Genomic DNA, 24009 nt, shown 5'->3' with positions numbered 1-24009 from the left:
GCACCGGCTACGCGGCGTTGCCGACAGAGGCTTCCTGCTTGCCAGCAGCGGCTGCCTCGTCCGCGGACCTCTCCTCTTCGAGCTCCTTGTTGTCCGGTGTGCCGCCCTTGTGCTCGATCGGCTTCCACTGCGCCTTCGAGAAGATGGCCTGGAACGAGATCGGCACATAGCTGAGCATGTAGATCGGGAAGCTGAGCACATAGGCGAACAGCTCCTTGTTCGTCGCGCCGATCTGCTTGCGTTCGACGACGATTGTCAGCGCGGCGAGTGCCATCATGAACAGCAGCGACCAGACGATGCCGTTCATCCAGTTGAACAGCGAACCGAGCTGGCTCGACCATGAGACGAAGCCGAAGGCCGCGTAGATCGCGCCGAGCGCGATGCGGATCATCGCGAGCAGCATGAACGGGCACAGCAGCAGCGTGAAGTCGATGCACGAGAAGTCGCGCTCATGGATCGCGCGCCGGATCAGCGCGGGGCCGTAGTAGCGGAAGACCTGCAGGAAGCCCTTGCTCCAGCGCAGGCGCTGGCGCCAGCTCTGCGCGAAGGTGACCGGCTGCTCGTCGTAGAGGATCGCCGAGCCCACATAGCCGATGCGGTCGCCGTGCAGCACCGAGTCCATCGTGAACTCGAGGTCCTCGGTGAGCAGATGGAACTTCCATCCCTTGTTGCGGCGCATGACGCCCTGCGAGAACATGAAGCCGGTGCCGCCGACGTGGCAGCTGTTGCCGAGCCACATGCGCGAGGCGCTGACGAACCTGGATTCGCGGATGAACCACAGCGCCGAACCCGACGAGACCCAGTTGTCGGAGAGATTGACCGAGTTGCGGTAGCTCGTCAGGATGCGGAAGCCGGCCTGGAAGCCCTTGTTCATCTCCTCGAAGTAGTGCTCGTCGAGGCGGTTGTCGGCGTCGAAGACGAAGAACGCGTCGTAGCGGTCGGCCGTGCCGTCGTCGATCATCGTGTCGAGCAGGTAGGTCAGCGCGTACCCCTTGCCGACCTTCGTCTGGTCGAAGCGTTCGACGACGTTGCAGCCGAGGTCGCGCGCGATCTGCGCCGTGTCGTCGGTGCAGTTGTCGGCGACGAGCCAGATGTCGATGAGCGCGGACAGGTACGTCTGCGTCTGGATGTCGCGGATGAGGTTGCCGATGACGGCGCGCTCGTTGCGCGCCGAGACGAGGACCGCGTAACGCTTGTCCATCGGCGCTTCCGGGAACGTGGTCGGTTTGGCGAACAGCGAGATCAGGATGCACACACCCTGATAGATCATGCCGACGCCGCCGGCGACGATGAGCAGGATGTCCAGAACGTTGAGCAGCACCATCAGCGCCAATGACTCCTTGGATTGTCCGGGCCCTTGGACCCGGAACGTCTCTTCTTGTTGTCTTGCTTGCCGCCTTCCGATTCTACCGGCCGTGCCGCGTCGATGGAAGCGTCGGCTGCGGGCGAAGCGGCCGCGGCGGCGCCCTTCGGCTCCTCGTCGCCGCCCTTCGCGGCGCCTTCGTTCTCCGTCTCGTCGCCGACGCCGTTGAGGCCTCGGTGGTGGCCGGAGTCGAGGATGCGCTTGGGGATCGCGACGGTCGGCGAATCGGCGGTGACATGCGCGGCGGAGTCGCCGTAGGCGGCCTCGCGCAGCTGCGCGATCGCCTCGTCGTCGAAGGAGACGTGCGCCGACGAGCCCTTCGCCTGGCGCGGCCCCGGCATGTGCTCGCCCATCGGCTTGAACACGTGCTCGTTGATCGCGTCGGCCGCCTCGACCATCCTCGACTTCTTCTTCGTCGTCGGGTCGTTCATCAGCGGTACGTCGACGAGCGGGTACTGCTTCATCGAGACCTTGAGCAGCACCTGTATGCTCGCCGTGATCGGCAGCGCGAGGAACGCGCCGAGCGCGCCGAAGATCGATCCAAAGAGCAGCACCGACAGGAACGCGATGCACGGGTTGATGTCCATCGTGCGCTCCGAGATCTTCGGCGACAGCAGCAGGTTCTCGATCTGCTGGTAGATCGTGATGAACACGACGACGCCGACCGCGTAGCCGATGCCGCGCTCGCCCCATGCAAACATGACCGGCAGCGCGCCGCCCAGATAGGTGCCGATCGTCGGGATGAACTGGGAGACGATGCCGCAGAACAGCGCGAGCGGCAGCCAGTACGGCACCTTGATGATCATCAGGAACACGGCGGTGCAAGCGGCGTTGATCGCGGCGAGGATCGAACGGGAGAACAGGAATCCGGAGATCTGCTCCTGCACGACGGTCCACGTCATCAGGAAGCGGCGCTGCGAGCTCGGCGCGATCCACTTGCACAGGCTGCGGCGCAGGCGCGGGCCGGCGATCGCGATGTAGAAGGCGACCATGAGCGCCGTGATGAAGTTGAGCAGGCTCGAGAAGACGCCGATCGTCGTGCTGAAGGCCTGGCCGGCGAAGTCGGTCACCCAGTTACCGTGGATGTTCTTGATGATCTCGCCGCCGAGGTCGTTCATCTCGGGGATCTTGAAGTCGGTCTTCTCGCTGACGAACGCGGCGAGCTGGTTGTACAGGTCGGGGAAGCCGCGCACCATCGAGATCATCTGCTGGACGAACATGTTGCCGAACAATGCGAGCAATGTGATGACGATGATGATGAGGCCGACGAGGCACGTCACGGCCGCGACGCCGCGACGCCAGCCGTGCTTGATGAGGCGGATGATCAGCGGTTCGACGGACAGCGCGAGGAACAGCGCGATGACGATGTCGAAGACGAGATAGGTGATCTTGAACCACGACGTGTACGCGAACCAGGCGAGGAAGACGGCGATCGCCGTGTACAGCAGCGCGCGTCCGTACCATTCGGGCGGACGCCGCGGGTCGCCCTTCGCCGGAAACAGCGACGAGACGTCGATCTTCTTCTTTTCGCCGCCCTCGGGGCCGGTCGCGCGCTGCGCGCCGGCCCCGCCGGGCATCTCTTCGGTCTGTGGCTCGCTCATGCCCCTCATTAAAGCACAGGCGCGGGGCGAAGGCCCCGGCGCACGGCGCGCACTGTACGGTCGCGCACATATCCTTGAACCATGCTGAAAGTATCGATCATCATCCCGGCGTGGAACGAGCAGGACCGCATCACCGACTGCCTCGACAACGCGCTGCGCCAGACGGTGACGCCGCACGAGGTCATCGTTGTCGACAACCGATCCACCGACGACACGGTCGCTGTCGTCGAGCGCTATATGCGCGAGCATCCGCAGGCGCCGATCAAGCTGCTGCACCAAGACGAGGAGCAGGGGCTCATCCCGACGCGCAACTTCGGCCTCAACGCGGCGACCGGCGACGTGCTCGGCCGCGTCGACGCCGACTGCATGCTCAAGCCGGACTGGGTCGAGGTCGTCGCCGGGATCTTCACCGAGGACAGGGACGCGATGGGCGCGACCGGCCCGGTCACCTACTACGACATGCCGGCGCGCCGCATCTCGCTGCGCGGCGACGACAGCGTGCGCCGCCACACGTTCCGCGCCGACGGCGGCAAGGTGCTGCTGTTCGGCTCGAACATGGCGCTGCGCGCGAGTGCGTGGCACCAGATCGCCGGCGAGGTGTGCCGCGACCGCGAGGACGTCATGCACGAGGACATCGACGTCTCGCTGCATCTGCTCGGCCGCGGCTTCAAGACCGTCTATTCGGAGCGCATGATCTGCGGCATCTCGGCGCGCCGCATGGACACGTCGTTCAAGTCGTTCCGCAACTACATGAAGCGTTTCAAGAACACCTTCGAGGCGCATCCGCAGCACTGGCGCAAGCGCAAGTCCGAGCGCACGCTGTATCTGATGTATCCGTGGCTGCACGCACTGTTCCCGGTCTACCAGCAGTACCTCGAGTCGAGGGACATCAACCCGGCGCTGCGCATCTGGTTCCGCGAACAGGCCAAGCTCGCGCGCGAGCAGGGCGATTCGCTCGCCGACCTGCCCGGCATCGACGAGCTCGTCGAGGAGGAACCCACCGATGTGCCCGGCATCGACGAGGTCACCGGCGACCTTCTTCTCGACGACGAGGTCGAGGCGGCCGACGGACTGACGGCGGAGACACCGGCGGCCGCGGCCGAGGACATGCGCGACGGCGCCGCCGAAGCCGAGCGCGACGCGGTCGACGCGGCCGAGCAGGCCGTGGCGGCCAACGGACCGGCGATCCCCGTCGCGACGAGCGACAGGGGCGCCGACGCCTCCGCCGACCACGACGCCGGCACGAGGGACTGACATCCCGCGACCGTCGCCGTCCCCCCCATCATTCAGCACGACGCCCCGCCTGCGGTTCTCGTTCCGCGGCGGGGCGTCGTGCGTTCGGGCGCAGTCGGCGTGCGACGCGCCACCGCGGAACGATGCGCCGTCACGGATTTGATACGCCGCCGCGCGACACACCGACGTCCTGCCGCGATTTTGTTTTACCGTCGTACTATATATAGTTTCATCAATGAACCAACTCGATCGTCGAGTTGACAACGTCGGCAGCGTCGCCGTCGCCCTCCCCATGACGCGCACGCACGGCAGAAAGGACCGGACACGGTGAAATACGGCCACTTCGACGACGCACGCAGGGAATACGTGATCGAAACCCCGGCGACGCCGCTCCCCTGGATCAACTACCTCGGCAACGAGGACTTCTTCTCCCTCATCTCGAACACGGCCGGCGGCTACTCGTTCTACAAGGACGCGAAGCTGCGCCGCATCACGCGCTACCGCTACAACGGCGTCCCCGCCGACGAGGGCGCGCGCAGCTTCTACCTGACGCTGATGGAGCCGGACGACGGCGCCGAGCCGGCCGCCGACGCCGCGCTCAGGCCGGTCGCCAGCTGGTCGCCGACCTTCCTGCCGCTCAAGACGCCGCTCGACTCCTACGAATGCCGCCACGGCATGGGCTACAGCGTCTTCCGAGCCTCCTACGCCGGCATCGACTCCGAACTGACCGCCTTCGTCCCGCTGCACACGCCGGCCGAGATCAACAAGCTCACGTTGACGAACACGACCGACGCCGAAAAAATCGTCGACGCGACCGCATGCGTCGAATGGTGCCTGTGGAACGCCGTCGACGACGCGAGCAACTTCCAGCGCAACCTGTCGACCGGCGAGGTCGAGATCGAACAGAGCGACGAGGCGACGCTGATCTACCACAAGACCGAGTTCAAGGAGCGCCGCAACCACTACGCGTTCTACTCGGTGAACGAGCCGACGGTCGGCTACGACACGGTGCGCGACGAATTCCTCGGCAAATTCAACGGATGGGACTCGCCGCAGGTCATCGCCGAAGGACGTGCCCACGACTCGGTCGCCTACGGATGGTCGCCGATCGCCGCGCCGCGCGTGCGCGTGCGTCTCATGCCCGGGCAGAGCGCGTCGCTCGTGTTCATGCTCGGCTACATCGAGGTCGCCGACGACGAGAAATGGGAGGATCCGGACGATCCGGCGAAGGTCGGCATCATCAACAAGCGCCCGGCGCACGCGCTCTTCGCGCGCTTCGACACCGTCGAGAAGGTCGACGCCGCGCTCGACGAGCTCAACGGATACTGGGCGTCGCTGCTCGACGGATTCCAGGTGAGGACCGGCGACGAGAAGCTCGACCGCATGGTCAACATCTGGAACCAGTACCAGTGCATGGTCACGTTCAACCTGTCGCGCTCCGCCTCGTACTACGAATCCGGCATGGGACGCGGCATGGGCTTCCGCGACTCGAACCAGGACCTGCTCGGCTTCGTGCATATGATCCCCGAACGCGCCAGGGGACGCATCATCGACATCGCCTCGACGCAGCTTCCCGACGGCTCGGCATGGCACCAGTACCAGCCGCTGACGAAGCAGGGCAACGCCGACATCGGCGGCGGCTTCAACGACGACCCGCTGTGGCTCGTCGCATCCGTCTTCGCCTACCTCAACGAGACCGGCGACGACTCGATCCTGCGCACGCCGGCGCAGTTCGACAACAAGGAGGGCTCCGAACAGCCGCTGCTCGAGCATCTGCGCCGTTCCGTGCGCTTCACGATGACGCACCGCGGCCCGCACGGACTGCCGCTCATCGGCCGCGCCGACTGGAACGACTGTCTCAACCTCAACTGTTTCTCGTCGACGCCGGGCGAAAGCTTCCAGACCGTCAAGAACAACGACACCGGCATCGCCGAATCGGTGTTCATCGCCGGCATGTTCGTGCTCTACGGCGAGCAGTACGCGCAGATCCTCGAACGCTTCGGCGAGGCCTGCGGCATGGACGGCGACGCCGTGCGCGCCGAGGTCGCCGACATGCGCGAAGCGATAGCGCAGGTGCGCGAGGCGACGCTCGACGCCGGCTGGGATGGCGCATGGTTCCGCCGCGCCTACGACGCGAACGGCAATCCGGTCGGCACGAGCGAGGACACCGAAGGACGCATCTACATCGAACCGCAGGGCATGTGCGTGATGGCGGGCATCGGCGTCGACGACGGCCGCGCCGCGCAGGCGCTCGCCTCGACGAAGAAGCTGCTCACCTGCCGCTGGGGCACGGCGATCCTCGCGCCCGCCTATTCGACCTACCGCATCGAGCTCGGCGAGATCTCCTCGTATCCGCGCGGCTACAAGGAGAACGGCGGCATCTTCTGCCACAACAACCCGTGGATCTCGATCGCGAACGCGCTCATCGGCAACGACGACGAGGCCTTCGCCGTCTACACGCGCACCTGCCCGGCGTACACCGAGGAGTTCTCGCAGATCCACCGTACCGAGCCCTACGTCTACTGCCAGATGGTCGCAGGACCGGAATCGCACGCCCCCGGCGAGGGCAAGAACTCGTGGCTGACCGGCACCGCCGCATGGACCTTCGTCGACGTCTCGCAGTACCTGCTCGGCGTGCGTCCGACCTTCGACGGCCTGCTGCTCGACCCGCACATGCCCGCCGACTTCACCGAGCTGCACATCGAGCGCGCATGGCGCGGCACGCGCTACATCATCGACGTGACGCGCACCGGCGCGCCGTCGCTCACCGTCGACGGCAAGGCCGTCACGGGCAACGTCGTGCCGATCGCCGACCCGGGCACGAAGGAGGTCCACGTCGCGCTGACGATCTGACCTCTTTCCCTCCTTTCCCTCCCCGCGCACATGACCGATGGCCCGCGGTCCGCCTCCCCGGATCGCAGGCCATCCGCGTACGCGCGCAGTCATGCGGCAGTTTGCGAACACCCCCGACATGAACCGCACCCGACACGTTCGCCAGACACCGCCTCCGCGAACACCCCCGACACGAACCGCACCCGACACGTTCGCCACGGGGTGCGGCAGCGAACTCCATTGACGCGAACCGCACCCCATGCGGTCGCCCCCTCTGGAGCGACCGAACGTCGCATCCGCATACAATGCGAGAACCCCTCCGCATCATCGATGCGGAGGGGTTCTCCAGTGGTGGCTCCGAGCGGCGTCGATCCGCTGACCTAACGATTTTCAGTCGTTCGCTCTACCAACTGAGCTACAGAGCCATGAACTCTACCGGACCGAAGTCCTGTAGATTTCGCGACCACGACCGGACTTGAACCGGCGACCTCCGCCGTGACAGGGCGGCGCTCTAACCAACTGAGCTACGCGGCCTTGAATCATGAAGAGGAAACCCTCTCTCTGACCAAGCGACCCCGGCCGGACTTGAACCGGTGACCTCCGCCGTGACAGGGCGGCGCTCTAACCAACTGAGCTACGGGGCCGTGTTCTTCGCAGTGAGAAGCTCACCGCGACAACAGATGTATATATTACCGAAATGACACCAGAGCGCAACTCACGGCGTGTCGCCCGATATCGCAAGGCTCACGCCGTGGATCGCGGGACTCACATCGCGAGTTCGTAGACGATCTTCGAAGCCGTGGCGTCCGGCAGGCGCGAGGCCATGTCGTCGTTCTCGAACGCGGTCTCGTCGCCGTGCGGGAAGTCGTCGTAGTAGTCGTAGTCCGTCGACGTGCATTCGTTGTTGATGCACACCTGCAGATCGTCGCCGTTCTCGACGACCTTGACGTCCATCGCGTTGACGGCCCACACGAGGATCGCGATGCCCACGATCGACAGCACGGTGAGGACGGCGCCGATGATCGTGCCGGCGATCGCCATGCCGCGGCTCTTCTCGCCGGTGCGCCTGATGCGCACGAGCGCGATGATCGAGATGATGAGGCCCGCGATCGGCATCAGGAACGAGAGGATGAAGCCGATGATGCACAGCGCGCTCCAGCGTGCGCCCGGATCGGTCTCGCCGCCCGCATAGTACTGCGGCGCGCCCGGATACGGCGTGGACGGCCCCGTGTAGGCGCCGCCCGGCGCGCCGTAGAAGCCCTGCGGCAGCGGCTGCGGCGCCTGATAGGCCGGCTGCTGCTGCTCGCCGTACGCCGGCTGCGGGGCGCCGTACGATTCCTGTCCTGCGGCGTAGCCGTTCTGCGGCGCCGCGGCGTTGTCATAGCCGCCCTGCTGCGCGTAGTCCATCGGCTGCGGGGCGTCGTTGTGCTGAGAATAGTCTTCGTTCATGCGACCCACTCTAGCGAATCCGACCGCCGAACGCGACGCCCGCTCCACTGGGTAGGCATCGGTGTGGACCCCGTGCGGATCGGCGGCGCGGATTATTCGGTGCAGCCGTGAGAATACTCGCCCCCGCTCGCGCCGTGCGACTCGTACCGTGGAAGCAGCGGACATCGTGAGCCGTACCGACGAATGAAAGGAAGAGGCAATCATGGCGAACAAGACCACGGCAGTCGATCCGACGAAGTATCCCGACGAGCTGAGCGACACCGAGCTCGACGAGCTGCATGATCCGGACGACAATCCCGACGAGGCGGACGTCGACGCCTCGAAGCACAACGTGAACATCGCCGCCGTCATCTGCGGCATCGTCTGCGGCGTGCTGCTCATCGGCGCGATCTGCTGGCTCGTCGCGCGCAATCGCGAGCATCGCGAGGCGCATGAGCTGCGTCGTGACTTCGAGGAGCTCAGACGCAACGTGAAGCGCGTGCCGGAGCTCGTCTCCGAGAACGAGGACGTGCGCAAGGCCGTCAAGACGATCTCGACGCATGTGCGCGACATGCGCGACGACGCGCAGGACGCCTTCGGCCGCGCGCACGATGCGCTGCGCCGCTGAGCGTAACGCGGCAGCGACCCATGCGGCAGGGGCCGGAGCGACATGATCCGTCGTTCCGGCCCCTGCCGTCATCGCCGGCCGCCGCGGGGCGTCACCCGACGTCCGCGTCGTCGGCGGCGTCGTCGACGACCTGCGCCTCGACCTCGTCCGTGATGCGTGCGTGCCGTCCGCGCCCCTCGTTCGCCGCCTTCGCCTCGCGCGCGTCGGCGAACTTCTCGCGCATCGTCGGGTTGCCCCAGGTGAGCTTGCGGATCGTCAGGTCCTGCGCCTTGTTGTTCGCCAGTTCGAGCTGGCGTTCCGAGCCGGCGAGTTCGTCGCGCGTCTTCTGCAGCTCCCGAATCGCGTTGTCGATGCGCTTGATCGCCTCCTGGTAGTGCCGCGCCGCCAGATCGAAGTTCTTGCCGAAGCGGTCGCGGAAGTCGTTGAGCTTGTCCTCGAATCCGGTCACGTCGACGTTCTGCCGGCGCATCTGCTCGACCTCGCGGCGCAGGTCCACCGATTTGCGCGCCGCGTTGCGCAGCAGCGTGATCAACGGAATGAAGAACTGCGGGCGGATGACGTACATCTTGTCGCACTCGTACGAGACGTCGACGATGCCGGCGTTGTAGAGCTCGCTGTCCGCCTCGAGCATGCTGACGAGCACCGCGTATTCGCAGCCCTTCTCCTTCCTGTCCTTGTCGAGCTCCTTGAAGAAGTCCGCGTTCTTGTGCTTCTTCTCGGTCGACTCCATCTCGTTCTTCATCTCGAACATGATCGAGATGTACTCGTCGCCGTCCTCGTCGTAGTCACGGAAGATGAAGTCGCCCTTGCTGCCGGTGCGCGCGTCGTTGTCCTTGTCGAAGTACGCACCCGGGAACAGGCCCATGCGCACCTTGTTGAACTCGTTCATGCAGTGCTGTTCGAGCGATTCGCCGACCATCTTCGTCGACTGCCGCGTCTTGAAGTCCTTGAGCCGTTCGATCTCGTCGTCGCGCAGTGCGAGCTCCTTGCGGTGCTGTTCCTCGCTCATCTGCAGCTGCGACTCGTACTTGTCGGTGATCGACTGCTTGTCGAGCTCGCGCTTGTACTGCTCCTGCTCGAGCGAATGCCTGAGGTCGTCGCGTTCCTTCTCGGCTTCGGCGACCGCCTCGCGCACCTCGAGCTGCTTGTGCACGTCGGCCTGTTCGATCTTCGCGTTGAGCGCGGCGATGCGCGCCTCGTAATCCGACGTCGCCTTGAGCATTGCGGCGTCGCGGCGAGCGTCCTCCTGCTGGCGTGCCGCCTCGAGCTGCGCCTTGAGCGCGTCCGTTTCGGCCTGATGCTTGATCCTCGACTGCTCGAGTGCCGCCTCCTTGTCGTCCTTGGCCTGCTGCGCGTCGCGTTCGATGCGTTCCTTGAGCGCGGCGATCGTCGCCTTGTCGTCCGCCTCCTGACGCGTGTGCTCGCCGCGCAGCTGTTCGAGCGCGGCGTCGCGTTCGGCCGTCGATTCGCGCTGCGCCGACTCGAGCTGCGCCTTGAGTTCCTTGATCTGACCGTCCTTCTCGAGTTTCATATGCTCGATCCGGGCGGTGAGCTGCGCCTTGAGCGCGTCCGTTTCGGCCTCGTGCTTCGTGCGCATCTGGTCGAGTTCGGCCTGCGCCTCGCTGCGCGCCTGCTTGAGTTCCGCGTCGGCCTGCTGCCTGATGAGCGTGCTGCGCTTGTCGACCTCCTCGTCAATCGCGGCGCCGCGCACCTGCTGCAGGATGTCGGCGTAGTCGTCCTCGTCGATCGCGAACTGCGTGTGGCAGTGCGGACAGATGATCGTATGGTCCATCGTTTCCCTCTCTGATGGTTCGTTGCCGTTGTCGTCGATGCTGATGGCGCCGCCGGCATGACGGCGCCATCGGGGGTCCTACTTCGTCTTCGGCGGGCAGCCGCCGTCCTGGCACACCATCGTCTCGTTGTTGTCGTAGTCCAACCACGTCGAGTCCGGCTGCACCTTGTAATAGGCGACCTGCTCGCTCGGCGCCGGCGCGAAGGGCACGAGCTTCTTGTTCTCCGTCGCCGAATCATAGACGAAGGGATTGCGTGGATGGGTGCCGTCGGCGCTCGCCGTCGTCTCGTCGTAGAGCGACGGGTCGCGGATCAGCAGATACGGCCGCGTCGTGTCCGGCTCCTTCACGTCGCCGTCCTTCGCCCGCACGAAGTATCCGTCGGCTTCGAGTTTCTTGATGTCGGCGCCGGCCGGCACGACGACGAGGAAGTCGCCCATCCGGTATTCGAGGCCGCTGCTGGTGAAATCCCCGTCGGGGTACTCGGACGTCGGCGTGCCGTGGTCGCACCACGACCCTGCGCCACCCATCTGCCGGGTACCGCACCATGGCGCGTACGCGAAGGAGTCGTAGATCTCGAAGGCTCCGCTGTCGCCGGCGATCAACGAATGCATCATGCTCTGCGAATACTGAGTATTGATCGGATCGCACATGCCGACGCCCTGCGAGAACGGGCAGGCGCCCAGACCGAACTGCGCGTCGGTCCTGCCCTGGATCTGCACGCTGCGCACGTAGTCGACGGCGGGGCCGTTCTGCTGGTCCTCGACGAGCGTGATGCAGTCGCCGCCGTCGGTGCACCAGTCGCCGAGCAGGATGCGCAGATCGTCGTAGGAGTGGAATTCGTTGCCGGCGGATTCGTCGTGGTCGACGAGCATCGCCTGCTTGACCTCGTCCGGCGTCGCGCCGTAGTACAGCGTCACGTCCGTCTCGTCGCTCGTCGCGCCGATGCCCGGGTCGGCGTCGGCGATCTTGCCGGTCATCGCCTTGTCGGCCATCATCGGCGTCAACGTGACGTCGTAGCCCTTCGATTCGAGCCGCTGCTTCGCCTTGTCCTTGTCCATGCCGGCGATCTCAAACGGGATGCCCTTCGTCGAGCCGCTGCCGACGGCGAGCGCGATCTGCCGGTCGCCGCCCTTGCCGACGACCGGATGGTCCTCCTGCGGCATCGTCGCGATGACCTTGCCGTCCTGCTCGGACGGCACCTCGACGGTCACGACCCGGACGCCCATGTCGCGTACCCGGTCGATGGCCTTGTCCTCGTCCAGTCCGACGGTGCCCTTCGGCACGCCCGGTCCGAGCGATTCGACGACCGTCACCGTCTCGTCGCGGTCAATGCGTTCGCCCGGCGTATGGCCGTCGAGCCGCAGGTAGTCGCCCTTTTTGGCGGCGCCGTACGCCTTCGTCCGCTTCACATGGATGCCGCTGCCCTCGAGCTTGGCGGCGACGTCGTCGGCCTTCGCCGAGGCTTCGAACTGCGGGATCTGCCGCTCGCTCCATGCGCCGAACCCCTTCGTGACGATGCCGGCGGCGACCACCGCGATGACGGCCACGGCGGCCACGATCATGATGATGAGCCTGCGGCGCGCGCGATCGGCCACCGTTGCGACTGTCGCAGCGCCCGCGGCGCCTACGACCGTCGGAGCGCCCGGCGCCGGCGGAACCGCAGTCCCCGGCGCGTCGTTCGGCGTTCCGGATGCCGCCGGCGCGCCGCAGTTCGTGCAGAACATGGCTCCCGGTTTGAGCGGCCGGCCGCATCGTGTGCAGTATCGCATCGTGTTCCCCTCTCCCGTGTTGCTCCCGTGTTTCCGGATTGAATCGGATGCGTGGTTCCATCGTAGTATCCGGCCGGCGTCATTCGCCGAGCGCCGTGCGGATTCTCGCCGCCGCGTACTGCGCGCCTTCGTCGAAGCTGCCGTTCGACCGGTACAGGCCGTGCGCGTCGCCGTGGCCGCCGAGCTGGCATGCGAAGTCGTCGGCGTTGCAGTAGCTGACGATCCTCCCCTGCACCGCGCGCAGGTCGTCCTTGCCGCGCGCGCCGAGGATGCCGTCGGTCGCGCGGTCGTAGCTGCCGGCGCCGTAGTCGGCGGAGCCGTCGAAGCGCGGGTCGCCGAACAGTTCGACGGCGGCGATGTCCGCGAACGCATGTTCGCTCAGCCGCTGCCCGTCGTCCTTGTTGAAGCGCGCCTGCGGGTCGCTCAGCGCGTCGCCGACGACCATCGCGCCCTGCGAGTAGCCGAGCAGCACCGTCTTGACGCCGGGGCAGGTACGGGCCTGCGTGTTGAGCGTCTTGACGAGCATGTTGACGCCGCGCGCCCCGCTGCCGTTGCGCCATGACGCCGGATAGTCGAGCTCGTCGATCGCCGCGCGTCCGCCGATGGCCTCGTCGATCATCCGCGCGAGTTCGTGCAATGAATTGTTGCCGACAGGTTCGAGCGTGCCGCGCACGATGATGATCCGCACGTCCTTGTCCGCCGGGCACGACGTGTCCACGGCGCCGTCCCAGTGGTCGGGGCCGTTGAACAGCATGTCCCCGCCGGCATGCTCGTCGTCGCCGGAATCCTTGCCGGCGTCCGTCGTCGGCGACGGCGCGGCGGCGGATGTGCCCGGCGTCTCCGACGGCTGCGGCGACGGACCGTCCGATGAGCCGCATCCGGCGGCCGGGAACGTCAATGCGCAGACGAGCGCCGTCGCGATCGCCGTATACCCGATCCGCGCGCGCCGATGGCCGCGCCTGCGTTGCCCGTGCCGCATGCCCGTCCGCTCACACGCTCGCGGCGGCGACGATCCACAGCCGTGCCGGCGAATCCCATGCGTTGCATTCCTCGCCGAAGCCGCGCGCGAGCGGCAGCGTCTGCCGCGGCGTCGCCCAGTCGTCGGCGTTGAGACGGCGTGCGCGCGCCATCGTCTGCGCCAATGGCCTCACATGCTTGAAGACGCCGTCGTAGACGAGACGTTCGGCCTGTTCGACGCGGTTGCGCAGCGCCCGCCACAGCCACGTCTCCTCCCATGCGCGCACCGGCAGTCCGCTGCCGTCGAGCGCGTGCAGCGTCGCCGAGACGAACAACGAGCGTTCCTTGGCGTTCCATGGCATCGGCGCGCAGACGCGCAGCCCCACCCTCTGCGCCGTCTGTCCGATGCGGCACAGGTCGGCGTGCCGGTGCGTGAGCCCTTCGGCGTTCGCGATGCTCGTCAGATGCCAGCCCGAGCATTGCGGGCACGGATAGGCGCGGCACTCCTCGCGATCGTCGTTGGCCGATCCCCTGCAGGATGCGAGCGCGAGCAGCGCCTCGTCACGGGTGGGATAGCGCCGTTTGCCGCATCGTTTGCTGTAGCTGGAACGGTACAGCCGTGCCATCGCGATCACCACTTTCAATCACAATCATGCCGCCGGCATGGCACACGACGTGCTGTCACCGATCACCGGCGTGTTGCCACCAATTATAGGAACGCGCCACCGGCGGTCAACCCGGCATCGCCGATGGGTGCACGACGTTCACCGAAGGCTCACAGACCCAGATGCCCCTCGCGTTCGGTCACGCTGGGTTCGACGTCGAGCGTGACCGTCGGGAACGCCATCGGGTCGTCGACGAACTTGCGGATGAGCCGCCATTGGCGCTTCGAGACGCCGATGCGCGAGTCGGGGCGCACGGCGAACACCGGGAACAGCGGACCCGCCGATTCGATGACCTGCTTCGCCCGCACCGTGCATTCCTCGTCGTCGATCCATACGATCGGCAGCGGCGTCATCGACTCGTCCTCGATCCCGATCCTGCGCACAACGGTGCGCAGCTTGCCGCCGCGCATGCCGGTGTAGGTGATCGGGTCGTACCATTGCGCGGTGCGCACGTCGCGACCATCCCAACCGAGCGTCGCGTTGAGCGCGGCCGTGTACGGCTGCCATGTCGACAGCCAGACGAGTTCGATCGTGCCGTCGTGCGCGAGGGAGGCCATGTCCGCGGCGAGCTCACGCGACCAATGCACCGGGTAGGCGACGCCGCCGGCCGGCACGGCGGCCTCGCCGTCGAGTCGGAACGTGACGTCGTCGCCGCTCGCACGCACGGCGCCGGCGCCGGCGAAGGCGTTGAGCACGCCGTCGAAGTCGGTGTAGACGACGGCGCGCGGTCTTGTCACGTCCAGCGTTCTCGCTTCGTTCATATGGTCCCCCTATCGGTTTCACGCGGTGTTTCGCACGGCCGGCCCGTCGCGCCGCCCGTCGTCCGCACGACGTCGTTGAGCAGCCGCTGCACGCTCGCGATGCGTCGCGCGACGGCGGCGTCGATCGCCGGCATGACGGCGAGCACGGCGCGCGTCTTGTTCGCCCGCATCCGGCAGAAGCGCGCCACATCGGCGTCCTTCAGCGTACCGTCGCGGCGTCTGCGGCGCATCTCCTCGAGTTCGCCGCGCCGGAAGCCGCCGCGCGCGAGCGCGTCAAAGGCTGCGTTCGCGCCGAGCGCGCGCACGTATTCGCCTTCGAGGTCGGGATACGACACCCACACGTGCTGCGCCGGCAGGTCGCCGACGCGCACGCCGTAGTCGTGCGCGATCGCGTCGGCCGCGTCGGCGTCGATGAGCTGCGTGAGCGGAACCTGGAAGCCGTGCTCGCCGAAGACGTGCCGCCATGCCGGCATCTCGCGGCAGCCGCCGGCCTCGAGGACGACGACGCCGTAGGTGTCGAGGTTGCGTCCGGTCACATCGGCGCAGTGTTCGAGCAGCACGCGGTCGGTGATACCCTCGACGACGACGACATGCTCGGCGGTGAGCGGCTCGAGGCGGTCGCGCACCCACATGCGCAGCAGCAGCTTGTCGTCGTCGTCGAGGAAGTCGCGCTGCGGCTGCACGACGTCGTCGGTGCGCACGACGACGATCTCGTCGGGTTCGAATTCGCCGATGATGTCGGGCGCGTGCGTCGCGATGATCTTCTGGCTCGGGCCGCGCGCGAGCAGCCGCGCGAGGTTGCGTTGGCTCGTCGGGTGCAGATGCGTCTCGGGTTCGTCGATGCCGATGACGCCGGCGTCGCCGTCGAGCAGGTCGAAGAGGGCGACGACGAAGACTGCGCGCAGGCCTCCCGATTGCGCGCCGAGGTCGCGCTGGCCATTGGGGCCGCGCAGCCGCAGGCGCACACGATCGAAGGGGTCGTCCTCGCGCGCGGTGGCGACGAACACGAGGTCGTCGCCGCGGTAGCATCCCGGCAGCGCGGCCGTCAGCTGACCGGCGATGCGCTCGCGCAGCGTCCGCAGCGTCCCGGAGCGCCGCAGCGCGCCGTCGGCCGCATGTTCGGCCTGGACGAGCGCGCGGCGCTCGTCGCCGAGATCGAGCGTCGCGAACAGACGGCGCAGCATCGGCATGTCGCCGGCGTGCAGGTCGGCGTCATCGGGCATCATCGTCCATCCGATCGCGGCGAGCTGCGCGGCCGTCAGCTCGGCGCCGCCGTCACCCGTCACGACGCGCCGATGGATGTCGAGCGTCTCGCCGTCGGCGCCGACATGCGCGTCGAGGCGCAGCCGCACGGCGCCCGCCGCGTTCATGTCCGGGAAGACGGCGCGCTCGGCGCCGGTGAGCGTCGCCTCGACGACGAAGGGCCGCGCCGGGTCGCGCACGTCGGCGGCGGTGAGCGTCGCGTAGAGCCGTGCGCGCGGCGCGCCGAGCAGCAGGTCGATGCAGCGCAGGATCGACGATTTGCCGGATTCGTTCGTGCCGACGAGGACGAGATGGTCGCGCACTTCGACGTCGAGGTGGGCCACACGGCTGTGGTTGCGGATCTTCAATGCGGACAGGCGCATCCGTCCTCCTTCGTCGGCGCCGCTGATGGTTCCACTGTAGCCGACTTGGCACGACGACGGGGGCGCCGCGGCACGATAGTCGTCGTGCCGCGGCGCCCCCGAGTATGTTCTTCGCAAAAAAGGGAAAGCCTTCGTCCGCCCGTGCGCCTCCGTTTCCGCCCTGTCGGGCTCTCGCGCCGCGCATGACGCGCGTCGCAGATCGTCGTGGACGTCGGCGTGCGCCGCGTCCTTTGGCTCCCCCAGCATCGCAGCATCCGCGTTTCGCGACGTGAAACGCCGTATTACGGCCACGTTTCCGCCCGTCCGCGCGCCGACTTCGGCGGTTGCCGAAATCGTTGGAACGGCAGCGTTCCCAAGGCCGGCCGACGTGTGGGACGGCGATGCCGGCGCCCCTGCTTCCGTTCACCGTAGGTGGAACGCCGGCGATCCCGCGCGCGGCGCGGCAGATAATACGAAAGGATGCCCGCGTCCGCCGCGCGCGAGCGGATACAGGGATGGGAGCCGTGCATCGGCCTTTGGCGACGCACGGGCGACGCGGAAGTGGAAAGGACGATCGTTGGATCTTCTCGAAGCCATGCACAGGAGGCACGCGGTGCGTGCGTATACCGACGAGCCGATCGACGCAGGGACGTGCGACGATCTGCGCGCGCAGATCGCGCGGCTCAACGCCGAGGGCGGACTCAAGATGAGGCTCGTCGCCGACGAGCCGGACGCCTTCGGCAACGCGCTGCTGCATTACGGCGTGTTCCGTAACGTGCGCAACTATGTGGCGATCGCCGCCGACCAGACGAAGGACTGGGAGCGGCGATGCGGCTACTACGGAGCGCAGGTGCTGCTGCATGCCGTGCAGCTCGGGCTCGACACCTGCTGGGTCGGGCTGTCGTTCAGCAAGCATCAGGCGGCGAGGCATGCCGGCATCGGCGCCGACGGCAAGGTGCGCTTCGCGATCGCCGTCGGCCATGGCGTGACGCATGGCAGGCCGTCACGCTCGAAGACCTACGGGCAGGTCGCCTCGGTCGCGGGGGGCATCGCGGTGCCGACGTGGTTCGAACGTGGCGTCGAGGCGGCGCTGCTCGCGCCGAGCGCGCTCAATCAGCAGCGTTTCATGTTCCGGCTCGAGGCCGACGGGCGCACCGTCGCCGCCGATCCGGGCATCGGCCCGTACACGAAAACCGATCTGGGCATCGCGCAGTACTTCTTCGAGGTCGGCGCGGGGCCGCATGAGCCCTTCGCCTGGCGCTGAGCGGCGTCAGCCTTCGGCGCCCGCGCCCTGCGGGTCACGCTGCGTGTGTTCGGCGACGTAGGCGAGGAACTCCGGCGTCTTCGACCAGTACTTCACTCCCCAGTTCTCGAAGTCCCACGTGTCCTTGTAGGGCTTGCATTCGAAGTCGATGTAGTGGACGACGCCGTCCTCGACGACGAAGTTCGTCGGGAAGTAGTTGATGTTGAGACGCTTCGCGGCCAGCCGCTTGGCGAGCCGGCGGATCTGCTCGAGATAGTCGTCCTGCATCTGGTCGGCGAGGACGAGCTCGTAGATCGTGGGCCCGTCGACGTACTCCTTGAGGATGCGGTCGTGGCCGAGGTCGATGTCGAGCATCGCCGGCAGCTTGACGCCCAGTTCGCGCAGCTTGCGGTAGTCGCGGATCTCGGCCTGCATCTTGTCGTCGTACTGGTAGTAGTCATACGGCCCGTAGTGGATCTGCTTGAGCACGTAGAGCACCGGCGGATGCGTCTGCGAGCGCACGAGGAACGAATAGCCGCCATTGCCTTTGCCAAGCAGCCGGAGCACGTCATACGGGGTCCCGTTGACGGTCAGCGTTTTGCACTTTCCCATAACGCAAAGCGTATCATGCGCCTGTGTTACGACCTGTTTGCCGGCGTCGACCGACGGACGGATCCGGACAGTGATCCGCGGCCTTCTGCGTGCAGTCTCCGACGTCGCGCGGACATCCTCGATTCCGTGCGCGACGACGTCCGCGATCGCCCTGCCGACTACTGCAGCGGCCGCATCGCGGCGGCGGTCCCGATGGCCGACGCGGCCGCCGTAAGATCGTCGGCGCCGCCGCTCAGCTGCCGCGAGCGGAGCACGAGCAGCGCCGCGACGACGATCGCCGCGACGAGCATGACGACGACCATGCGTCGCAGATGCGCGCGCTCCTCGTCGACGGGCGTGCCGCACACCGGGCACACCTTCGCCTGTTCGTTGAGTTCGCTGCCGCAACGTGTACAGCGCCGCATGGCGTCCACCTTCCGTCCCTTGACGACTCCGGACCCGAATGGGGATCCCGTTGGCCACTGCCCATCCTAGGCGCATCCCGACGCCCCGTCACACCGGCACGCCCGAAGCGTAGGCCGGACGACGCCCATATCCGCGACCGTATTGCGACGATGCCCGCGACCACGCGATCGTGCCGGAGGTCGGTACCAGGTTGGCACCGGGTCGTTACTGCGTCATTACCGAGAACGAAAGAAGCCTTGGAATCGTTGCAATTCCAAGGCTTCTAAATGGTACCCCCTGAGAGAGTCGAACTCTCGTTGTCAGATTGAAAGTCTGGTGTCCTAACCGTTAGACGAAGGGGGCTTTCGACAACTCAATTGATAATACACGAATCGCGATATCGCGCAAGCATCGGCGTGTCGCATCGTACGACAGCCGGAAACGCGACGCGCGGCAGTCGCAGACACGTCATGCGACGACGGAAAACACGGTATGGGCGGCCGTCGCACGACGCCGGCGCGGCCGCCCATGCACGACGGCCTCCGCGGCCGCTCAGACCCTGCGGTATGCGAAGTCGTGGATGACGCGGCCGGCGTCGAGACCCTTGCGTTCGAAGTTCGTCAGCACGCGGCCGTCGAAGCGCTCCGATTCGACGAAGTCGGCGTGCGGCAACGCCGCCGCCTCCTGCGCGTTGCCCTTGCCGACGTGCTCGGTCGGCAGGCTCACCATCAGGGCGCCGACGTTCTCGAAGTCGTCGCGCGCGTCCATGACCTCGTGCACATGCAGCGCGTAGTCCTCGATGTCGGTCGCGATGCGCCACACGCCGCCCCCGCCGAGCGCGTCGTGCACGTGCGCGGCGAGCTCGGGCTGCACGATCCTGCGCTTATGGTGCCGCATCTTCGGCCACGGGTCGGGGAAGAAGGTCCACACCTCGTCGACGACGCCGGGCTCGGCGACGGCGAACAGCTCCGGCGCGTTGATCTGCGCGATCCGCAGATTGTCCAGGTCGTGCTTGGCGGCGAGCAGCACCGTGTGCGCGACGCCCGGATCGTAGACCTCGAGCGCGAGGAAGTTGCGTTCGGGATGCGCGGCGGCCGCGGCGACGACATTCTCGCCCTGCCCGCTGCCGATCTCGACGGTGAGCGGCGCGTCGGCGTCCCAATGCCCGCGGATGTAGTCGGCGTCGAAGCGGAAGCCCTCCGCGGGATCGAGCCTGCCCTCCTCGGCGATGTCGTCGAGGACGTAGCGGGCCGCATGGTTGTCCATCGCGCGCTGCAGCCGCGCGTCGAGGCGCGCCGAGCGGCGCACGAAGGAGAGCACCTTCCTGCCGTGGAGCGGATTGGCGGCGTCCGGCGCGTCGCCGGCGGCCGCGTTGTCGATGCCATCGATGTTCTGCTGAGCCATACCCCACAGTGTATGCGGCGACCTGTATCGCCCCGCCCGCGCGCCGCGAAACCGCGATCGGCGACGTCAGGCCGCGTCATAGACTGGGAACGGCCGCGCGCCGCGCCGCGTCGATCGGCGACGCATATGCGGCAACGTCGCGGCGCAACACACCGACGTCGCCAGTTTTGTGCGATAGTGTTCGGGTGATACACTGTAATCGAACACAAACGAACATTGCGGCAAAAAAGATACCAGCATCGTGATGTTCGACCCGTCAAAGGAAGGCTCAACATGACTGTTCTTGTCACTGGCGGCTGCGGCTATATCGGCGCGCACGTCGTCCATGCGCTGCACGAGGCCGGAGAGGACGTCGTCGTCGTCGACGACCTCAGCTACGGCAAGCCGACCCGCATCGGCGGCGCCCGTCTCTACGGCATGGACATCGCCGCCCCGGGCGCCGGCGAGCGCCTCGCCGAGATCATGAAGGCCGAGGACATCGACGCCGTCATCCACTTCGCCGCGCGCAAGCAGGTCGGCGAATCGGTCGAGAAGCCGCTGTGGTACTACCAGCAGAACATCAACGGCATGCTCAATGTGCTCGAGGGCATGAAGGAGGCGGGCGTCAAGAAGCTCGTCTTCTCCTCCTCGGCCGCCACCTACGGCGAGCCACCGGTCGACGTCGTGCCCGAGGACGTCGAACCGATGATCCCGATCAACCCCTACGGCCAGACGAAGCTCTTCGGCGAGTGGATGGCGCGCGCCTGCGAGCAGCCCTACGGCATCCGCTTCTGCGGCCTGCGCTACTTCAACGTGGCCGGCTGCGGCCCCGTCGAGCTCGAGGATCCGGCGATCCTCAACCTCATCCCGATGCTGTTCGACCGTCTCAAGCAGGGCAAGGCACCGGCGATCTTCGGCGACGACTATCCGACGCCGGACGGCACCTGCATCCGCGACTACATCCACGTCTCCGACCTCGCCGACGCGCATCTCGCCGCGCTCAAGTACCTCGACCGCGACGAACGCAAATACGACGTCTTCAACGTCGGCACCGGCGAGGGCACGTCGGTGCGCCAGATCGTCGACGAGGTGAAGAAGGTCACCGGCCTGCCGTTCAAGGAGACCGTCATGGCTCGCCGCGCCGGCGACCCGCCGCAGTTGATCGGCTCCCCGAAGCGCATCAACGAGGAGATGGGCTGGCATGCGCGCTACGACGTCGACGACATCGTCGAGTCCGCGTGGAACGCATGGCAGGCGAATCCGGAGCACCACATCGACGTCGAGACCTGGAAGCAGCAGGACGTCTGATCGCACCCCCGTCCGTTCCGGCCTCGTCGTCGGGACGGACGGACACGGCACGGATACGACAGGGGCGACGCACGAATCCTCGTGCGTCGCCCCTGTCGTCGTCTTGGTATGCCGGCGGAGGGCAGCTCAGCGCTGCCCGTTGTCGAGCTGCTGCCCGACGTAGTCGGCGATGTACGGCGCGACCTCCTCGATCTGGTCGATCGCCGTCTCGAACTCGTGCATGCCGCCGTACCACGGGTCGACGAGGTCGATCTCGCCCTCGTGTCCCGGCTGCGGGTCGGGCAGCGACGGATCGAAGCTGCGGTACATGTGCACCTCGCTGCGCTTGCTCAGTGGCAGCATGTGCATCAGCGCGTTCATATGGGAGGCGGTCATCGGCAGGAACAGGTCGGTGTCCTCGATCTCCTGGCGCGTGATGCGGTGCGCGAAATGCTGCGCCGGGATCTCGTAGCCGTGCTCCCTGAGCACCTTGACGGCGCGGCGGTCGATCGGGTTGCCGTATTCCTCGTCGCTGACGCCGCTCGATTCGACGCGGACGCGGTCGGCGAGGCCGCGCTTGGCGAACTCATGACGGAGGATGATCTCCCCCATCGGCGAACGGCAGATATTGCCGGTGCACACGGTCATGACGGTGTATGGCTTCGTCTCTTTCCTCTTCACGTTCATCCCTCACATGGGCCGCATCGGCGGCCGCGGTCATTTCATTCGGTCGGTGTTTCCTCGTTCGCACGCCGATTCTCGAGCGTCAGGTAGCGGTATCCGCGAATGGTCCCGTCGGCATGCTCCGGACGCGTCCAGTCGGTGCGTTCGACGACGTGCCAGTCCCCGGAACGCAGCGCCTTGTCCACGTCGGGGGCGTAGGTGTCCGCGTCCACGTCGGCGTCGATCTGCGTCAGATAGATCTTCGATGCGATCGGCAGCATCTGCTCGAAGAGCTGCGCGCCGCCGATGACCCAGATCTCGCTGCGGTCGAGTCCGTCATCGGGGATCGCCTCCTGACGAGCCAGATCGAGCGCCTCCTCGACGTCGCACACGACGGTCGCGCCCGGCGCGCGGAATCCGCGGTCATGCGTGAGCACGATGTTGTCGCGGTTCGGCAGCGGACGGAACTTCGGGTTGAGCGCCTCCCAGGTCTTGCGCCCCATGATGACGGGATGCGAGACGGTGAGCGCCTTGAAACGGCGGAGATCCTCGGGAAGACGCCACGGCATCGTCCCTTCGAATCCGATGGCGCCCGAACGACCGTCCTTGTCGTTCGCCTGCGCCCAAATCAGGTTGATCGAGAAGGTCTTGGCGTAGTCGTCGCCCCAGTCGTCCTCGAACTCATCCTCGGTAGGCCCGGCAAGACCGGGCACGGGTTCGTGATAGCCACTGCGGCTACTGTCATGCTCCATTTCGTCTCCTTGAACGTAAGTAACCGGGTCACCAGTCTATGCAATCCCGGCGACGCTCGGCCCTGCGGCGGCGTGGACGCTCAGACGGCGATCGGCGCCTTGATCGTCGGATGGTATCGGTAGTCGACGATCGTGAAATCGTCGTAGTCGTAGTCGAACAGCGAATCGGCCTTGCGGATCTCGAGACGCGGATACGGGTACGGCTCGCGCGACAGCTGCTCGAGCACCTGATCGACGTGGTTGTCGTAGATATGGCAGTCGCCGCCGGTCCAGACGAACTCGCCGGGCTCGAGCCCCGTCTGCTGCGCCATCATCATCGTCAGCAGCGAATAGCTCGCGATGTTGAACGGGACGCCGAGGAACATGTCGCACGAACGCTGGTACAGCTGGCAGCTGAGACGGCCGTCGGCGACGTAGAACTGAAACAGCGCATGGCACGGCGGCAGCGCCATATGCTCGACCTCGGCCGGATTCCACGCGCTGACGACCATGCGACGCGAGTAGGGGTCGTTGCGGATCAGGTTGAGCACGTTCGAGATCTGGTCGATCGTGCGGTTCGGGTCCTCGGGCGTCGGCGCCGGCCAGCTGCGCCACTGCACGCCGTAGACCGGGCCGAGGTCGCCGTTCTCGTCGGCCCACTCGTCCCAGATGTGCACGTTGTGCTCCTGCAGCCAGCGCACGTTGCCCGACCCCTTGAGGAACCACAGCAGCTCGTAGGCGATGCCCTTGAAGAACACGCGCTTCGTCGTCAGCAACGGGAAGCCCTTCGCCAGATCGAAGCGCATCTGCTGGCCGAACAGGGAGATCGTGCCGGTGCCGGTGCGGTCGTTCTTGAGGTTACCCTCCATCAGGATCTTGCGCAGCAGATCCTCGTACGGCATCGGGATGTCGGTGTGCGGACGCGACGGCACGTCCTGTTCTCGGATTCGCTGAAGATCTTGATGAGTCAATGGCATGGTTGGCTATCGTAACCGCAGCAGCTGACCGAGGCCGTATAACACCGCCGTGAGACCAAATGGGATGCGGAATGCGTCGGCGTGGCGACACGGCG

General features: G+C 66.6%; 19 protein-coding genes, 4 tRNA genes and 2 pseudogenes. 5 read left to right on the top strand and 20 right to left on the bottom strand.

Annotated elements, in window-relative coordinates; translation table 11 throughout:
• Positions 1-7: 7 nt before the first annotated feature.
• Positions 8-1324: a glycosyltransferase family 2 protein gene (locus BcFMB_RS04980; protein WP_024540340.1), complete on the bottom strand. Its 1317-nt coding sequence runs from the start codon at positions 1322-1324 to the stop codon at positions 8-10.
• Positions 1324-2940, bottom strand: coding sequence for an AI-2E family transporter (locus BcFMB_RS04975; protein ID WP_051354830.1), 1617 nt, complete (start codon positions 2938-2940; stop codon positions 1324-1326). The genes BcFMB_RS04980 and BcFMB_RS04975 overlap by 1 nt, the downstream gene beginning before the upstream one ends.
• A gap of 105 nt (positions 2941-3045) precedes the next feature.
• On the opposite strand from BcFMB_RS04975, the pseudogene BcFMB_RS04970 reads away from it, so the two are divergent.
• Positions 3046-3960, top strand: a pseudogene (locus tag BcFMB_RS04970) (glycosyltransferase family 2 protein); the annotation flags it as partial.
• A gap of 564 nt (positions 3961-4524) precedes the next feature.
• Positions 4525-7050: a glycoside hydrolase family 94 protein gene (locus BcFMB_RS04965; protein WP_099721196.1), complete on the top strand. Its 2526-nt coding sequence runs from the start codon at positions 4525-4527 to the stop codon at positions 7048-7050.
• Between the two features lie 328 nt (positions 7051-7378).
• Here the strand turns inward: BcFMB_RS04965 and BcFMB_RS04960 are convergent.
• The 4 genes from BcFMB_RS04960 to BcFMB_RS09540 all read right to left on the bottom strand — a co-directional run bounded on the left by BcFMB_RS04960 (position 7379) and on the right by BcFMB_RS09540 (position 8478).
• Positions 7379-7454: transfer RNA gene (locus BcFMB_RS04960), tRNA-Phe, on the bottom strand.
• 35 nt (positions 7455-7489) lie between these two features.
• Positions 7490-7563, bottom strand: a tRNA-Asp gene (locus BcFMB_RS04955).
• Between the two features lie 36 nt (positions 7564-7599).
• Positions 7600-7673: transfer RNA gene (locus BcFMB_RS04950), tRNA-Asp, on the bottom strand.
• A 121-nt stretch (positions 7674-7794) separates the two neighbouring features.
• A complete protein-coding gene (locus BcFMB_RS09540) occupies positions 7795-8478 on the bottom strand; it encodes a DUF4190 domain-containing protein (protein WP_157775114.1) in 684 nt (227 codons plus the stop codon).
• Between the two features lie 202 nt (positions 8479-8680).
• Here BcFMB_RS09540 and BcFMB_RS09535 point away from each other — a divergent pair, with 202 nt between their 5' ends.
• Positions 8681-9085: a hypothetical protein gene (locus BcFMB_RS09535; protein WP_024540895.1), complete on the top strand. Its 405-nt coding sequence runs from the start codon at positions 8681-8683 to the stop codon at positions 9083-9085.
• Positions 9086-9176: 91 nt separating this feature from the next.
• On the opposite strand, the gene BcFMB_RS04940 is transcribed toward BcFMB_RS09535, so the two are convergent.
• The 7 genes and pseudogenes from BcFMB_RS04940 to BcFMB_RS04915 form a co-directional block, all read right to left on the bottom strand.
• The gene (locus BcFMB_RS04940; protein ID WP_099721194.1) at positions 9177-10877 is read right to left on the bottom strand and encodes a DUF2130 domain-containing protein; all 1701 of its coding nucleotides are present in this window, start codon (positions 10875-10877) and stop codon (positions 9177-9179) included.
• A gap of 78 nt (positions 10878-10955) precedes the next feature.
• Complete coding sequence (locus BcFMB_RS04935; RefSeq protein WP_232513747.1) at positions 10956-12473, bottom strand: PASTA domain-containing protein; 1518 nt, start codon at positions 12471-12473, stop codon at positions 10956-10958.
• 108 nt (positions 12474-12581) lie between these two features.
• A pseudogene (locus tag BcFMB_RS10065) lies at positions 12582-12647 on the bottom strand (zinc-ribbon domain-containing protein); the annotation flags it as partial.
• A gap of 79 nt (positions 12648-12726) precedes the next feature.
• Entirely contained in the window at positions 12727-13626 is a 900-nt protein-coding gene (locus tag BcFMB_RS04930; protein WP_099721192.1) for a cutinase family protein, read from the bottom strand.
• 10 nt (positions 13627-13636) lie between these two features.
• Positions 13637-14230, bottom strand: coding sequence for a hypothetical protein (locus tag BcFMB_RS04925; protein ID WP_157775111.1), 594 nt, complete (start codon positions 14228-14230; stop codon positions 13637-13639).
• 149 nt (positions 14231-14379) lie between these two features.
• Positions 14380-15030 (bottom strand): hypothetical protein, encoded by a 651-nt coding sequence (locus tag BcFMB_RS04920; RefSeq protein ID WP_099721190.1) that lies wholly within the window; start codon positions 15028-15030, stop codon positions 14380-14382.
• Entirely contained in the window at positions 15027-16655 is a 1629-nt protein-coding gene (locus BcFMB_RS04915) for an ATP-dependent nuclease (protein WP_099721189.1), read from the bottom strand. The genes BcFMB_RS04920 and BcFMB_RS04915 overlap by 4 nt, the downstream gene beginning before the upstream one ends.
• A gap of 268 nt (positions 16656-16923) precedes the next feature.
• Here BcFMB_RS04915 and BcFMB_RS04910 point away from each other — a divergent pair, with 268 nt between their 5' ends.
• Positions 16924-17898: a nitroreductase family protein gene (locus BcFMB_RS04910; RefSeq protein ID WP_335617947.1), complete on the top strand. Its 975-nt coding sequence runs from the start codon at positions 16924-16926 to the stop codon at positions 17896-17898.
• A gap of 6 nt (positions 17899-17904) precedes the next feature.
• Here BcFMB_RS04910 and BcFMB_RS04905 read toward each other — a convergent pair whose 3' ends face one another.
• The 4 genes from BcFMB_RS04905 to trmB form a co-directional block, all read right to left on the bottom strand.
• Positions 17905-18489: a BUD32 family EKC/KEOPS complex subunit gene (locus BcFMB_RS04905; RefSeq protein ID WP_099721187.1), complete on the bottom strand. Its 585-nt coding sequence runs from the start codon at positions 18487-18489 to the stop codon at positions 17905-17907.
• Positions 18490-18647: 158 nt separating this feature from the next.
• Positions 18648-18893 (bottom strand): zinc-ribbon domain-containing protein, encoded by a 246-nt coding sequence (locus tag BcFMB_RS04900; RefSeq protein WP_099721186.1) that lies wholly within the window; start codon positions 18891-18893, stop codon positions 18648-18650.
• A gap of 268 nt (positions 18894-19161) precedes the next feature.
• Positions 19162-19236: transfer RNA gene (locus BcFMB_RS04895), tRNA-Glu, on the bottom strand.
• Between the two features lie 189 nt (positions 19237-19425).
• Positions 19426-20277, bottom strand: coding sequence for a tRNA (guanosine(46)-N7)-methyltransferase TrmB (gene trmB, locus BcFMB_RS04890; protein ID WP_099721185.1), 852 nt, complete (start codon positions 20275-20277; stop codon positions 19426-19428).
• Between the two features lie 273 nt (positions 20278-20550).
• Here trmB and galE point away from each other — a divergent pair, with 273 nt between their 5' ends.
• The gene (galE, locus tag BcFMB_RS04885) at positions 20551-21564 is read left to right on the top strand and encodes a UDP-glucose 4-epimerase GalE (RefSeq protein ID WP_099721184.1); all 1014 of its coding nucleotides are present in this window, start codon (positions 20551-20553) and stop codon (positions 21562-21564) included.
• A 126-nt stretch (positions 21565-21690) separates the two neighbouring features.
• Here galE and BcFMB_RS04880 read toward each other — a convergent pair whose 3' ends face one another.
• The 3 genes from BcFMB_RS04880 to BcFMB_RS04870 form a co-directional block, all read right to left on the bottom strand.
• A complete protein-coding gene (locus tag BcFMB_RS04880; RefSeq protein ID WP_232513909.1) occupies positions 21691-22191 on the bottom strand; it encodes a low molecular weight protein-tyrosine-phosphatase in 501 nt (166 codons plus the stop codon).
• A 74-nt stretch (positions 22192-22265) separates the two neighbouring features.
• On the bottom strand, positions 22266-22958 hold the full coding sequence (locus BcFMB_RS04875) for a dihydrofolate reductase (RefSeq protein WP_024540905.1): 693 nt from the start codon (positions 22956-22958) through the stop codon (positions 22266-22268).
• Positions 22959-23038: 80 nt separating this feature from the next.
• Positions 23039-23839, bottom strand: coding sequence for a thymidylate synthase (locus BcFMB_RS04870; RefSeq protein WP_193345748.1), 801 nt, complete (start codon positions 23837-23839; stop codon positions 23039-23041).
• Positions 23840-24009: the final 170 nt, after the last annotated feature.

This window comes from Bifidobacterium choerinum (assembly GCF_002761235.1).
In the GTDB taxonomy this organism is placed as follows: Bacteria; Actinomycetota; Actinomycetes; order Actinomycetales; family Bifidobacteriaceae; genus Bifidobacterium; species Bifidobacterium choerinum.
This window is presented reverse-complemented; position numbering and strand designations above follow the sequence as displayed.

Excerpts from the sequence above, each read along its gene's own strand:
- BcFMB_RS04980 (WP_024540340.1), bottom strand. The coding sequence starts at position 1,324 with ATGGTGCTGCTCAACGTTCTGGACATCCTGCTCATCGTCGCCGGCGGC.
- BcFMB_RS04975 (WP_051354830.1), bottom strand. The coding sequence starts at position 2,940 with ATGCCCGGCGGGGCCGGCGCGCAGCGCGCGACCGGCCCCGAGGGCGGC.
- BcFMB_RS09540 (WP_157775114.1), bottom strand. The coding sequence starts at position 8,478 with ATGAACGAAGACTATTCTCAGCACAACGACGCCCCGCAGCCGATGGAC.
- BcFMB_RS09535 (WP_024540895.1), top strand. The coding sequence starts at position 8,681 with ATGGCGAACAAGACCACGGCAGTCGATCCGACGAAGTATCCCGACGAG.
- BcFMB_RS04940 (WP_099721194.1), bottom strand. The coding sequence starts at position 10,877 with ATGGACCATACGATCATCTGTCCGCACTGCCACACGCAGTTCGCGATC.
- BcFMB_RS04930 (WP_099721192.1), bottom strand. The coding sequence starts at position 13,626 with ATGCGGCACGGGCAACGCAGGCGCGGCCATCGGCGCGCGCGGATCGGG.
- BcFMB_RS04925 (WP_157775111.1), bottom strand. The coding sequence starts at position 14,230 with ATGGCACGGCTGTACCGTTCCAGCTACAGCAAACGATGCGGCAAACGG.
- BcFMB_RS04920 (WP_099721190.1), bottom strand. The coding sequence starts at position 15,030 with ATGAACGAAGCGAGAACGCTGGACGTGACAAGACCGCGCGCCGTCGTC.
- BcFMB_RS04915 (WP_099721189.1), bottom strand. The coding sequence starts at position 16,655 with ATGCGCCTGTCCGCATTGAAGATCCGCAACCACAGCCGTGTGGCCCAC.
- BcFMB_RS04905 (WP_099721187.1), bottom strand. The coding sequence starts at position 18,489 with ATGGGAAAGTGCAAAACGCTGACCGTCAACGGGACCCCGTATGACGTG.
- BcFMB_RS04900 (WP_099721186.1), bottom strand. The coding sequence starts at position 18,893 with ATGCGGCGCTGTACACGTTGCGGCAGCGAACTCAACGAACAGGCGAAG.
- trmB (WP_099721185.1), bottom strand. The coding sequence starts at position 20,277 with ATGGCTCAGCAGAACATCGATGGCATCGACAACGCGGCCGCCGGCGAC.
- galE (WP_099721184.1), top strand. The coding sequence starts at position 20,551 with ATGACTGTTCTTGTCACTGGCGGCTGCGGCTATATCGGCGCGCACGTC.
- BcFMB_RS04880 (WP_232513909.1), bottom strand. The coding sequence starts at position 22,191 with ATGACCGTGTGCACCGGCAATATCTGCCGTTCGCCGATGGGGGAGATC.
- BcFMB_RS04875 (WP_024540905.1), bottom strand. The coding sequence starts at position 22,958 with ATGGAGCATGACAGTAGCCGCAGTGGCTATCACGAACCCGTGCCCGGT.
- BcFMB_RS04870 (WP_193345748.1), bottom strand. The coding sequence starts at position 23,839 with ATGCCGTACGAGGATCTGCTGCGCAAGATCCTGATGGAGGGTAACCTC.